This window comes from Frankia sp. AgB32, from assembly GCF_023243045.1.
GTDB lineage: Bacteria > Actinomycetota > Actinomycetes > Frankiales > Frankiaceae > Frankia.
In genome coordinates, this window is record NZ_JALKFX010000019.1 from 25,234 (window position 1) to 38,452 (window position 13,219).

Here is a 13,219-nt window from a genome sequence, read left to right on the forward strand (position 1 = left end):
CGCGTGGAACGTGCGACGATCCGGCAGGACCTGAGCGCGCGGCAAGTGCCAGGCGGACGACCACAGGGCGACGGCGCGATCCGACGCGGTACGGCGGGAGATGGACCGGTGAACGACGGACGCGACGGTGACGAGCAGACGGCAGACGGCGCCGACATGGTGCCCGCTGAAGGCGACGTGACCCGATTGTCGGATCCGCGGGCGCGGGGCGGGGCGAAGGGCGCCCGACCCGGCGCGCCCGCCGGTCCGCCACCACCGGCGGACTCGTTCCGCCCCGCCGGTCCGCCACCGCCGGCGGACTCGTTCCGGCCCGGCCGCCCCCTGGGCGCGGCCGCCGGTCCGCCGCCGCCCGCGGCCCCACCCACCGGCCGGACGGCCCAGGTGCCCCGGCGCGGCGCACCGGCGCCGGACCCGGCCGCCGGGGAATCGTCCGAGGGCACGATGATCATCGAGCGCGGCGGTGCCGTCACCTGGGACGCCCGCTCCGGCGCGCCCGCGCCCGGTGGGCCTGGTGTCGGTGGGCCTGGTGCCGGTAGGCCTGGTGTCGGCGCGCCGCTGCGCAAGCAGTCGCAGCCGTACCCTTCCAACCCGGCCGAGCCGTGGCCCGGCACCGGACAGTTGCCCGTCAACGCGACGCCCGCGGCCTCCGCCGGGCACGGCGCTGCCTCCGGGCCGCCTGGCCCCACCGCGCCGAAGCCACCGCGGCGGCGGCGGCGCGGCCGGCTGCTGGCGATCATCGCGGTCGTGCTGGTGGTCCTGTTCGTGGTGGGCGACCGGGTCGGAGTGGTGATCGCCAAGGGGCAGATGCGTAAGCAGGTCGAGGCCTCCGTGGCCGAGAACCTCAAGCCCGGCGACCCGAAGCCGACCGTCACCGACGTCAGCATCGGCGGGTTCCCCTTCCTCACCCAGGTGCTTTTCGGCAAGTACACCGACATCGGGGTCGGCATCGACGGCATCCCGACTCCCGGCCCGAAGATCACTTCGGTGAAGGCCCACCTCAAGGGCCTGCACGTGCCGCTCAACGAGGCCCTCACCGACAGCGTGGGCAAGGTGCCCGTCGACGAGGTGCGGGCCACCGTCGTCATCACCTACGCCGACCTCAACGCCTATCTCGCGAAGCAGGCCGGAGCGGTCCAGGTGAACCCGGTCGACGGCGGCAAGCGGGTGGAGGTGCTCGGGACCCTGGACGTGCCCGGCTTCGGCTCCCAGCAGGTGGGCGGCGTGACGACGTTCGCGGTCACGGACAACTCCCTGACGCTGGTGCCGTCCGGGCTGAAGGTGGCGGGTGTCAGTATTCCGCTGCCGACCGGGGTGTTCCCGGCGATCCCGATCCCGGTGTCCGGGCTGCCGTTCCACCTGAAGCTGGTGAAGGCGTCGACCAATGCGACCGGCCTGTCTCTCACCGCGACCGCCAAGGATCTGGTCCTGCCCGCGAAATGACCCCGTCGCCGACGATCGGCGTAGCACGGATCACCTTTCCGTCGGCCGGCATGAATCGCGACACGTTCACGGCGTCCCGCGTCGGCTCCGCCCGTCCGCCCGTCCGCCCGTCCGCCCGTCCGCCCGTCCGCCCGTCCGTCCGTCCGGCCGACCGGTGAGCCGTCGGTGACCCACCGGCGCCGTCGCCACGGCTGGCCGGCGGTCGGGTGTCGTCGGCCCCCGGCGGGCGGTACGTGGCCGGCGTCGCGCACACGCGGTATTCGGCGCTCCGCGCCCGCGGGTATGCGGCGGCACCGGCCGGGGGACCGCTCGGTCCACCGCCGATGACGTGCGGGAATCGATTGAGTGCGGAGCGCGCGGTACCGGAGGCGATTCCGGTCACCTGCCCGGTCGGATCGGCGACATCCACCACTGTCCGGGTGTTCCGGGCGGCATTCTCATAAAGTGCCGCACGGGAGTCGCGTGCGGCACCATCGGGGATCGGCCTCCGGGCCGGGGACGAATCCGTGCCCAGTGGCCAGCCCGAAGGGCCAGGTCGAAGATCAAATGGAAAAGGCGGCGGGAACCCGAGAGATGTCCACAGGTCGAAACGCGGCGGCGACATCCGTCAATCGTCACCCGGGGTGGATCAAGGTCATCCCTCGACGCTACGATCGGACATCCGGCATGATCGGTCAACCCGCGTGACCGCTCGATGTGGCGCCGCCGCCCGCCCGGGCGGCAACGCTCGACCTGGCTCCGGCACCCGAACCGGTGGCAACGCTCAAACTGGTGACAACGCTCAAACTGGTGACAACGCTCGACTTGGTGACATGGTGGAGTTCGGCGGGACAACCCGGCCAGCGTCCCGTCGCGAAGGGGGAAACACGTGCAGACGACCTTCCTGAGAGTCGTCACCGAAGCTGGTGCGGCGACCGTACCCGCCGACGCCCAGTTCATCATCGGCCGTGCCCGGACCGCCGACTACGTCATCGCCGACAGCCGGGTTTCCCGTCGTCATCTCCTCCTCGAGCGGACCGGCGGCGGCTGGGTCGTCCGCGACGTCAGCTCCAACGGCACCTGGCTCGACGGCCAGCGGATGCCCGAGGCCGTCAGCGTCGACGGTGAGATCCGGTTCCGGCTCGGCACGCCGACCGGTCCCGAGGTCGTCGTGCACGAGGAGTTCCCGCAAGGCCGAGGCCCGGTGGACGAACCGGCCTACGACCCCGGCTACGACATGCAGACGATGCTGCCCAACGCCACCGGCTACACCCCGCCGCGGGCGACCGGCAGCCGCGGCGGACGTGCCCACCAGGGCCCGACCAGCCCGGCGCAGCGCGGACGCGACTACGACGACTACGACGACCGCCGCCGCGACGACCGCGACGACCGCGACCGTGCCGCCGGCCTCACCAGCCTCGAGCAGGAGCACGAGCGGCGCACCACCTACCGCCTGCGCCAGGGCACGATGTCGATCGGCCGTGCCCGCAACAACGACGTCGTCATCACCGACCTGCTCGCCTCCCGCCGGCATGCCGAGCTCTACGTCGGCCGCGGCGGCGTGCAGATCGCCGACCTCGACTCCGCCAACGGCGTGTTCGTCAACGGTCGCCGGATCAACCGGACGGACCTGAACCAGGGCGACGTCATCGCGGTCGGCCACCACATCTTCCAGCTCGAGGGCGACCAGCTCGTCGAGTACATCGACTCCGGGGACGTCAGCTTCGAGGCCGACGCGCTCAACGTCTGGGCCGGCCAGAAGCAGCTCATGCACGACATGACGTTCAAGCTGCCCGGCCGCGCGCTGCTCGGCGTCGTCGGGCCGTCCGGCGCCGGCAAGTCGACCCTGCTCAACGCCCTGACCGGCTTCCGCCCCGCGGACAAGGGCACCGTCCGCTACGCCGGCCGGGACCTCTACTCCGAGTACGACGAACTGCGCCGCCGGATCGGCTACGTCCCGCAGGAAGACCTGCTGCACACCTCGCTGACGGTGCGCAAGGCCCTCGAGTACGGCGCCCAGCTGCGCTTCCCGCCGGACGTCACCAAGGACGAGCGCCGCACCCGGGTCGACGAGGTGCTCGCCGAGCTCGGCCTCACCCAGCACGCGAACACCCAGGTCTCCCGCCTGTCCGGTGGTCAGCGCAAGCGGACCTCGGTGGCGCTGGAGCTGCTGACCCGGCCGACCCTGCTCTACCTGGACGAGCCGACCTCCGGCCTCGACCCGGGCATGGACAAGAACGTCATGGAGTCGCTGCGCAAGCTGGCGGACGACGGCCGGACCGTCGTCGTCGTCACCCACAGCGTCGCCCAGCTCGACCTCTGTGACTACATCCTCGTCCTCGCGCCCGGCGGCTACGTCGCCTACTTCGGGCCGCCCGGCGAGGCGCTGACCTTCTTCGGCAAGCGCGACTACCCGGACGTCTTCCTCAACCTGGAGGCGACGCCGGGCGCCGAGTCGGCCGCGAAGTTCCGCAACTCGCGGTACTTCGTGCCCGCCTCGATCACCGCGCCCTCGGCGCGGCCGGCGCCCGAAGAGCTGCCCTCGCTGCGGCAGCAGTCCGTCGCCTCCCAGCTGGCCACGCTGAGTCGACGAACGATGGCCGTCGTCGCCTCGGACAAGTCCTACCTACGGCTGATCATCGCGTTCCCGTTCCTGCTCGGCCTGATTCCCCGAGCCATCGGCGGAAACTTCGACCTCACCGCCGAACAGGCCAAACAGTTCTCCCCGAACTCCGACGGTCCGACGATCCTGCTGATCATGGTTCTCTGTGCCTGTTTCATGGGCATGGCGAACTCGGTCCGCGAAATCGTCAAGGAACGGGCGATCTACCGCCGAGAGAGAGCCATCGGCCTGTCCCGATCGGCGTACATCCTCTCGAAGGTCGTCGTCCTCGTCTTCATCACCATCGCGCAGGCGATCCCCTTCACCCTGATCGGCCTCGCCGGGCGAACGCCGAAGACCGGACTCGTCCTCGGTAACTCGCTCATCGAGATGCTGCTCGCCGTCATCGTCGTCTCGCTGGCCTCGGCGATGCTCGGCCTGCTCATCTCCGCCATGGTCGACAACGCGGACAAGACCATGCCGCTGCTCGTCCTGCTCACCATGGGCCAGCTGATCTTCAGCGGCGGCATCGTGCCGGTCCACGGCACCGTCGGCCTGGAGCAGGTCTCCTACATCGCGCCGGCCCGCTGGGGCTTCGCCTCCATGGCCTCCGTCGCCGACCTGAACCGCATCACCCTGGCCGGCGTCGCCCGACCCGACGACCCGACGAAGAAGGTCAACCCGAAGGTCGTCGTCGACCCAACCTGGCAGCACACGGTCTCGACCTACGTCACCGACATCGCCGCCGGCGTCGTCGTCGGCCTCATCTGCGTCATCATCGCCTCCATCCTCATCCGCCGCATGGACCCGAAGGTCGTCAAGCGCGCCCCCGCCGCCCCCATCAGCGGCCCCCCCCGCCGCTAACGCACCCCGCCGCTCCGCCGCTCCGCCGCCCCGCCCGCCGACACCCGCGTCGGCCGGCGGGGCGTTCGCGGTTGCGGGCCGCTTCTGTAAGGGCGAATCGGACACGGAGCGCTACAGAAGCGGCCCGAAGTCACAGCCCAGTGCGGAGCCAACGAGCGCCATGATCCGCGGCCCGTCGGCGACCACGTCCCGCCACGTGAAGCGCAGCACCTGCCAGCCGAGCCGAACGAGCGCGTTCTGGCGGGCACGGTCGCGATAGAGTGCCGCGGGCTCGCCATGGACACCGACACCGTCGGCCTCGACCGCCAGCCGCGAAGCTGGCCAGGCGAAGTCGACTCTGGCGACCAGACGCCCGCCCGCTGGATCAAAGACCGGCCACTGGATCTCATCGGGATGCAGTCCGCCGTCGCCCAGAAGCAGGCGCAATCGCGTCTCCAGCGGTGACTCCGACCGCCCATCGATCAGCGGCCACCAGTGCCGAGCCCTGTGACCGTTCCGCCGAGCCTCCACTCGAGCGCGTAGTCCGGCCAGGCCGCCCTTGCCCAGACGTAGCTGATGAAGCATGCCGTCGACGACGCACACAAACGACTCCCGGTCGGACAGCAACGCCATGTCTTCCAGCGTCCGAGACACCGAGGTCGTGGAGATCCCGCCGAGATCGACGATGTCCGACGGGTGCAGAGCCAGGCAGCGCCGGACATAGCCATTCCGCCGCCGGTGGTGGCCCTCATCGTTGTCCGCGACGTCGACGGGCTCCTGCGCCTCGCGCGCCAGCAGGCCGGGCATCCGGTGCAGACGGGCGGCGGTGAGCCCACAGATCGTGCCGCCGACCATGGCGACCACCGCTCGTGCGCGGGCCCGCAGCTCGTCACGGACAGGTGGAACGGTCAGAGTGCCGCGAATCGGCGATGTCCAGCCCTGGTCACGCCGCCGTCGGGCGATCGCCGCGTCCGACATGCCGAGCTGGCGCGCCTGTCGCCGGGTGAGGACATCGTCCTGGCGGCGGGCAAGCGCGATGACCTTGTCGTGGGCGTCCATTCGGCAAGTCTCGGCTCGAATCGGCCGTTGGAGACGATCCGGTGGCCGTCCTGTGGACAACTATGGCGGCGGCCCGCATCACCCTGGCCCGCCCTGTTTCGCCGCCTCCTGAAAAAGTCTTCAGGGAGCCGTCACAGACGTCGTCCTGGCACCGGCCGCCGACCGTCCTGTGGACAACTCGGCAGGATCACAAGCGCTGGCATGCCGAGCCGGATCCGCGCGGCAGATGAGATCTCTCCGCGGGAGAATGCATTTGATCCGTCAGGCATGCGTCGCCGACACTGTTGGCGTGCTGGCCGAGGACGACGAGGGAAACCAGCTGCTCGCCTTTGAACGAGATGTCCGCGAAGACGCTCTCGCCGTGCGGGCTTCCGCAGCAGCGGTCGCGTCTCCCGGGGATGTCGCATCACCGTGGAAGGTGCCGCTGCCCGCCGCGCTGGTCGCGCTATGGCATGGCGATGAGCTGCTGCTTGTCTTCGACCGGTACCGGCATCGCTGGGAGCTGCCCGGCGGCGGGATCGACTCGGGGGAGACGCCCCGTGAGACGGCCGTGCGCGAGCTGCGGGAGGAGTCCGGTTACGAGGTCACCGACCTGCTCCTTGCCGGTCGGGCGAGGTTCGCCCTCCAGGCCGGCCAGCGCGTCGAGGACGCCGCGATCTTCGCCGGTCGCGCCGAGCCCACCGGCGCCTTCACTCCGAACCCGGAGATCGCCGCGATCACCTGGTGGGACGGCGTCCGGCCGATCGACGGCCGCGTCCAGGTACTCGACCTGATGCTGGGACGCCTCGCCCGGGCCGCCCTGCGCTGACGAACCGCAAAGCTGGACCCGCGCTGGCGCCGAAGCCGGGCCGTCCCGCTGCCGGCGGCGGGCGAACTTTCGTCCGTGCGCAGGTCCGGGAACGGCCAGGCGGTCAAAGCGGCCGGGACAACGGCATCCCCGCTGGAGGGGTGCGACCGGGTCCGGCGCGTGGGTCAGCCGGCGTTCCAGCGGACGTGGGCGGGGAGATCGCCGCCTGTCGTGATCGCGTGGTCGGTGGCGGGGTCCTGGGGGTTGAGGACGTGGAGCTGCTTGCCCCCCTCACCGTCGCGCTGGGCACTGAAGACGAGGCTGCCGTCCTTCGCGAACGTCGGGTCCTGGTCGTCGCCCTTGGCGTGGGTGAGCTGCTGGATCGACGTGCCGTCCGAGTTCATCTCGAAGATCTCGAGATCGCCGCCGGTGAGGCGGCTGAAGGCGATCTTTCCGCCGTCCGGTGACCAGGCCGGGTCGGCGTCGCCGTTGCCCTGGCCCTTGGTGAGCGGCGTCGGCTTGTCGTCGGGCTTGGTCCCGATGACGACGATGAAGCCCCGAAGGCCGCCGGACTCGTTCGCCCAGTAGGCGATGTTGTCTCCGCTCTGAGACCAGGCCGGGTCGGTTGCCTGCTTCGCGGCGTTCTTGATCTGAGTGGCCGTGGACGTCTTCAGGTTGACGATGTAGAGGCCGGCCTGGGCATTGCCGGAGCCATCCGTGGTGGAGCGGGTGACCACCGACCCGCCGTCCGGGGAGAAGGACGGGCGGGAGTCGTCCTGGATCGTCAGGTTGGCTGCCTGGCCGGTGGAGAACAGTGAGACCGGTTTGCCGGTGCCGTCCGCAGCGATCGCCATGTAGCGGTTCGTGCCGCTGCTGTCCTTGGTGAAGTAGACGATGGTCTTGCGCCCGGGTCGGATGACGGGGAGTACCTCGTTGCCTGGGGTGTTGGTGATTTGCTTGATGTCGGTGATCAGGCCGGACGCGGGGACGGCGGCGGAGAACAGATCGTAGTTCGTGCTGCCCTGCTTCTTGGCCGTGTAGACGATTCGGTCTTCGCCGAGAGCCTGGGCGGACGCGGGCAGGGCGCCCGCCGTGGCTGGGGCGGTGGCTGTCGCGGTGGCTCCGGTGCCGGAGGCGGTGTTCTTGTCGTCGTTACCGCCGGAGCTGAGGGCGAGGACGGTGGCGAGGATGGCGCCGACGGCGACGATGGCGCCGCCGATGAGCAGGGGTGTGCGGTTCTTCGAGCGGCCGCGGTCGCCGGGGCCGCCTGGCTGGGCGGTGTTGCCGTACGGGTCGGTGCCGCCGGGGCCGCCGGCGTGGGTGGGGGACTGGCCGCCGATGGTGCCACCGCTGGTGGCGGCCTGGCGGCCGGCGCCGGTGGGCAGGCGGGTCGCGTCGTCCGGGCCCGCGGTGTAGCCGCCGGTGCGGCCCGGCAGGCGGGTCGCGTCGTCGGGGCCGGCGGTGTAGCCGCCGGGGCCACCGGGCAGGCGGGTGGCGTCGTCGGGGCCGGCGGTGTAGCCGCCGGTGCCGGTGGCGCCGGGGCCGGGGATGGGGAGCTGCCAGCCCTGGAGGACGTTCGTGACGTCCTCGGGGTTGACTGCGGCGGCGGCCTCGGGGCCGGTGCCTGAGGGGTCGCCGAGCAGGCGGAGCATCAGCTGCTGGGCGGAGGGGCGGCCGGCCGGGTCCTTGCGCATCGAGAGCCAGACGATCGGGCGCAGGGCCGGGTCGACGTCGTCGAGGCGGGGCTCCTCGTGCAGCGCACGGTAGAGCAGCACCTGCGCGGAGCCCTCGCCGAACGGGTAGTGGCCGGTGGCGGCGAAGGCGACCAGGCCGCCCCAGGCCCAGATGTCGACCGCCGAGGAGATCGGGCGGCTCTCGATCTGCTCGGGGGACATGAACGCGGGAGTGCCGAGCTGCTGGAGGTCGCCGGTCAGGCCGCTGCCCTCGTCGGCGGTGCGGGCGATGCCGAAGTCGATGACGCGCGGGCCGAACGGGGAGAGGATGACGTTGGCGGGCTTGAGGTCGCGGTGCACGATGCCGGCGCTGTGGATCGCGGTGAGTGCCGCGGCGACGCCGACGGCGAGCTGCTCCAGGTTCGCGTCGGCGAGCGGGCCGTTGCGCTTGACGTAGCTCGCCAGCGTCTCGCCCTCGATGAACTCGGTGACGATGAACGGCCATTCGGCGTCCGGGTCGGCGTCGAGCACCTCGGCGGTGCAGACGCGGGCGACGCGCCGGGCGGTCTCGGCCTCGAGGCGGAAACGGGCGCGGAACTCGGCGTTGCCGACCGCCTCCGTCCGGATCACCTTGATCGCGACGAGCCGGCCGCGCTGCGAGCGGCCGAGGTAGACGGTGCCCATGCCGCCCTGGCCGAGTTTGCCGAGCAGGGTGTAGGTACCGAGTTGGCGGGGATCGTCCGGACCGAGCGGGACTGACTTTGCCGCCACGCTGGCATCCGATGACGTCATCGAGCTGTTCCCCTGACTGCCTCGCGCCGACGGCGCCCCCGCGGGCCGCAGCGCCGCCGCCGCGTGACCCCGCCGGTGCCGCGCACCGACCCGTTGACCGTTTCGTGGTGTCCCGATCCGCCCGCATGGCGAACCACCTGGGTGAATCTTAGGCGAGATGGCTCCGTTGCCGGACCACCGTACGGTGACTCGGGGCGGACAGCGCTGTCCGAGGCCTGACAGGTTTTGGGTAGATCCGGATGGGCTCCAGCCGCGCGCGGTGTGCCATGGTCGTCTCATCGGAATCTTCGGTCGGTCCTGGGACCGATTGCTCCTGGGACGGAGAGTCACACGATGCTGGGAACCGCGGGCCGTGTCGCCCGCGCGGTCGGCGTGCTGGGCTGCGCCGCGGCGCTGCTGGCGCTGGCGGCCTGCTCGGACGGCGGTGACCCGCCGGCGGCGGCGAGCTCGGCCGCCGGCAGCGGCGCGGCGACGACGCCCGCCGGCACCGCCACGGCCGGCACCACGCCCGTGTGGGGGTTCGCCGGTCTCACCTCGCCCGACATCCAGATCGGCGCCTCGACGCCGATCACCGCCGCCCAGAGCTCGGGGAGCTGGATGACGGCCGGTGGCTCGGGCGCCTCCGCGCGGGTCACGGTCGTGCACCGGGCAACGGGAAGCTACCGGGTGAGTTTCCCGGGCATCGCGGTGCCCGGCGGGCGGGGCGTGCCGCTGGTGACCGCGCTGGACCGGGTGGGCACCGACCCGACCGGGCCGGTCGCGTCCTGCCACGTCGTGCGCTGGGATGCGGCCGGGACGGCCGAGGAGGTCGATCTCACCTGCCGTGACGCCGCCGGGACCCCGGTCGACTCGGCCTTCTCGGCGATCTTCACCCACGTGCCCGACACCGCCGCCGTGTCACCGGGCGGTTCCTACGCCTACCTGCGCCTCGACGCCGGCGCCGCCTCGGCCGCGACGGCGAAGCCCGCCGACGCCTACAGCGTGAGCGGTCCGGGCACGATCGAGATCCACCGCGTTGGCGCGGGCCACTACACGATCGACCTCATCGGCCCGGCCTTCGCGAAGAACGGTAACAACCTGCAGGTCAACGCGATCGGTGACGGCCCGGTCGGCTGCAACGCGCTCGGCCGGGTGGTCGGGAAGGACCGGCAGTCGGTCTTCGTCGGCTGCGCCAACGGCGCCACCCCGACGGACAGCCCGTTCGCGCTGCTCTACACCAGCGGCCACGCGCTGATCCCGACGGACGCGACGAGCTTCGCGCACGCCTTCACCGGCGTCACCCGCCCGGGCGGGCCCACCCAGCAGCCGCCGATCGGCCCGGCCGAGAACGCCTGGGGCTGGTATTCGGCGAACAGCACGGGGGCGGCGAACCAGGTCCGCCGGCTCGCCGTCGGCCGCTACGAGGTCACCTTCCCGGGGGTCGCACGCACCCCGGACCAAATCCAGGTCACGCCGTACGGCGAGCCGACTGCCCGCTGCTCGGCGGCGACCGGCCCGTCACCGGCCGCCGGCCAACCGATCACCGTGTCGGTGCGCTGCGTCAACGCCGCCGGGCAGCCGGCGGACAGCTACGCCAGCGTCGCCTACGCCAGCGCCTCCGGGCCGGCGACATCCTGACGGTCCCGGACCCGGACGCTCCTGACCCCGACGCTCCTGACCCCGACGGTCCTGGGGGCACCGCCCCCGCCGGTGCCCCCAGCCCCCCAGCCCCCGAACCGTCGACCGGCCGCCGGGTGGGACAGGACGCCCCCGAACGTTCCCGGCTCACCGCAGCGACCGCCCTGGAAGCATCAAACCCGCCCGGTGGCCCCAACACCCCGTATCTAGGCGGTTTTCGGTAGATTCCCGCTGGCCGCTTCGGCGGGCCGGGTCGCTCGGGCTTCGCCGTCAGTCCCCGGTGGTGAGGATCTCGTCGACCCCCCGGCGGGGCGTCGGGTCCAGCGGGTCGGCGCCGGCCGGCGCGTACCCGACCCGGAGGATCATCTGGACCTGCCCGAGGCCGCCGGTGGTCGCGCGGAACCGGTCACGCAGGCCTTCCACGTCGATTGCCTGGGACATCGGCGACGCGGCGAGGCCCAGCGCGGTCGCGGTGAGCAGTACCCGCTGCATGGCCTCCCCGGCGCGCAGCCGGTCGGCGGCCGTGTCCGCGTCGGTGCCGATGAGCAGCACCCCGGGGCGTTCCACGCCCGGCTCCGACGCCGGCGGTGGGTCCGCGGGGGCGGCGGGGTCGAGATCGCGCATCGGGAACTCGGCCTGGCGCGTCGCCCCGGCGGCCACGACCGCGCCGCGCGGGACGCCGTCCGGGGCCGGCTCCGAGCGGATCCACGATTCCAGCTCGCGCCGGTAGGCGGCGTCGTGCTGCTCGATCCAGTCCGCCCGCGACAGCAGGACGTTCACCTGGACGCGCAGGTCGGGATCGGTCAGGGCGGTCAGCCAGGCGCCCTGCGCCTCGGCGGCGGCGCGCAGCCGCGCGACGGCACCGGCCGGCAGGGGCCGGCCGTCGAAGGGTCGCCGGTCCGTGCGCCGCAGCGGGATCGCGTCGGAGAGGGCCCGTTCGGCGCCGTCCGCGGGGCGCTGCCCGGCGACCGTGATCGTGGCCAGCGGGTCGGCACGATGGTCGTCGCCGTCCGGCAGGATCGTGACCTGCGGGACGAGACCGCGGGCGCGCAGGGCGAGCGTGGCGTTGCACAGTGCCGCGCCGCAGCTCAGCAGCAGCTGACGGCCCTCCGGGTCGGTGACGGCGAGCCGGCGCGAACCGTCGGCGAGCAGGGTGAGACCGCCGGCGTCGAGCCGCCACAGCCAGGGCTGGGTGTTGTGGATGGACGGCGCCGCGGCCGCCGCGGCGACCAGCTCCCGGGCCAGGCCGGGTGACAGCGAGAGCGATACGGAGTGCGCTGCTTCAGTGGGCATGGCAGCCTCCCTTCTCCTCGTACCTCCTCAAGCCTGCGGGACGGCCGCGTGCCATACATGCGTCGAACGGAGCCCAGGTGAGGGGACCGACGGCCGGCTCGGCAGAGCCGGGTGGCACCCGGCGGTCCCGGCGGATCCGCCGGGCATGGCGTAATTGGGGGGCCTGGCCTGCGGCGCGGCGCGGAGTGACGATCGGCTGCGGGGGTAGCCCCTTGACATGGCTGGAACCGATACCGAGGCGGTGGTCGCCGAACTGCTCGCTCGGCACGGGCGGACCTTCGCCGACGAGATCGGCGCCGACGTGCCCGCCGACACCGCCGAGGCGATGTTCCGGCTGACTGTCTTCGCCCTGCTGGCAGGCGCCCGTATCCGGGCCGACGCGGCGGTGCGAGCGTGCCGCGCGCTCATGGACGCCGGCTGGACCGACGCCGCGTCGATGGCGGAGGCCACCTGGGCCGAGCGCGCCCAGGTGCTGAACCAGAACGGCTATGCCCGCTACGACGAGAGCACCTCCCGTCAGCTCGCGGACGCCTGCGACTACCTGTCCGACGCCTACGACGGTGACGTGCGGCATCTGCGCGAGGCCGCCGACTGTGCCCCCGACCGCGAGCGCGAGATGCTCCAGCGGATCAAGGGCATCGGCCCGGTGGCCGCGGACATCTTCCTCCGGGAGGCCCAGGCCGGCTGGGACGAACTCGTGCCATACCTGGACGAACGGGTGTTGCAGACGGCGGGGGAGCTCGGGTTGCCGACCAGCTCGGAGGACTTCGTCGAGCTCGTGGACCGCAACGACGTGCCGCGCCTGGTCGCGGCGCTCGTCCGCGTCCACCTGGAACACGACGTGGCCGATCTGCGCCAGGCAACCTCCCGCCCATCCTGACCCGTTTCGGCCCGTTCCGGCCCGTTCCGGCCCGCCGTTCGGGCCACGCGGCCGGTCCGAGCGCCCGAAGATGGCGGTGAGCCCCGTCGGCGGGTGCCCGTTCGGCGCGGTTCGTGGCGATGATCGACCCCACTCCCCGGGCGGGAAACCGTAACCTGGAGCAGGTGCCGGATACCGGCGCGGCCTGCGCGGACACCACGTTCTCGCGGCGGGCCGGGAGGATTCGCGGATTCGCGGCTGCTACCTTCCTGGCT

8 protein-coding genes and 1 pseudogene are annotated in these 13,219 nt (G+C 72.3%); 5 read left to right on the top strand and 4 right to left on the bottom strand.

What is annotated here, in order from left to right:
• Positions 1–108: 108 nt before the first annotated feature.
• A complete protein-coding gene (locus MXD60_RS08310; RefSeq protein WP_248818412.1) occupies positions 109–1,440 on the top strand; it encodes an LmeA family phospholipid-binding protein in 1,332 nt (443 codons plus the stop codon).
• An 868-nt stretch (positions 1,441–2,308) separates the two neighbouring features.
• Positions 2,309–4,885, top strand: a complete 2,577-nt coding sequence (locus MXD60_RS08315) for an FHA domain-containing protein (RefSeq protein WP_248818413.1) — start codon at positions 2,309–2,311, stop codon at positions 4,883–4,885.
• A gap of 111 nt (positions 4,886–4,996) precedes the next feature.
• Here MXD60_RS08315 and MXD60_RS08320 read toward each other — a convergent pair whose 3' ends face one another.
• Together MXD60_RS08320 and MXD60_RS30260 are read right to left on the bottom strand one after the other, a co-directional pair.
• Positions 4,997–5,719: an endonuclease domain-containing protein gene (locus tag MXD60_RS08320; protein WP_248818414.1), complete on the bottom strand. Its 723-nt coding sequence runs from the start codon at positions 5,717–5,719 to the stop codon at positions 4,997–4,999.
• 90 nt (positions 5,720–5,809) lie between these two features.
• Positions 5,810–5,923, bottom strand: a pseudogene (locus tag MXD60_RS30260) (type IV toxin-antitoxin system AbiEi family antitoxin domain-containing protein); the annotation flags it as partial.
• 253 nt (positions 5,924–6,176) lie between these two features.
• Between MXD60_RS30260 and MXD60_RS08325 the strand changes: the two are divergent.
• A complete protein-coding gene (locus MXD60_RS08325) occupies positions 6,177–6,731 on the top strand; it encodes an NUDIX hydrolase (RefSeq protein WP_248818415.1) in 555 nt (184 codons plus the stop codon).
• A 164-nt stretch (positions 6,732–6,895) separates the two neighbouring features.
• Here the strand turns inward: MXD60_RS08325 and MXD60_RS08330 are convergent, their stop codons facing one another.
• A complete protein-coding gene (locus MXD60_RS08330) occupies positions 6,896–9,175 on the bottom strand; it encodes a protein kinase domain-containing protein (RefSeq protein WP_248818416.1) in 2,280 nt (759 codons plus the stop codon).
• A gap of 333 nt (positions 9,176–9,508) precedes the next feature.
• On the opposite strand from MXD60_RS08330, the gene MXD60_RS08335 reads away from it, so the two are divergent.
• Positions 9,509–10,792 carry a hypothetical protein gene (locus tag MXD60_RS08335; RefSeq protein ID WP_248818417.1) on the top strand — a complete coding sequence of 428 codons (1,284 nt, stop codon included), beginning with the start codon at positions 9,509–9,511 and terminating at the stop codon, positions 10,790–10,792.
• Positions 10,793–11,062: 270 nt separating this feature from the next.
• Here MXD60_RS08335 and MXD60_RS08340 read toward each other — a convergent pair whose 3' ends face one another.
• Positions 11,063–12,085: an Acg family FMN-binding oxidoreductase gene (locus MXD60_RS08340; RefSeq protein ID WP_248818418.1), complete on the bottom strand. Its 1,023-nt coding sequence runs from the start codon at positions 12,083–12,085 to the stop codon at positions 11,063–11,065.
• 217 nt (positions 12,086–12,302) lie between these two features.
• On the opposite strand from MXD60_RS08340, the gene MXD60_RS08345 reads away from it, so the two are divergent.
• Positions 12,303–12,965: an HhH-GDP family DNA glycosylase gene (locus MXD60_RS08345; RefSeq protein WP_248818419.1), complete on the top strand. Its 663-nt coding sequence runs from the start codon at positions 12,303–12,305 to the stop codon at positions 12,963–12,965.
• Positions 12,966–13,219: the final 254 nt, after the last annotated feature.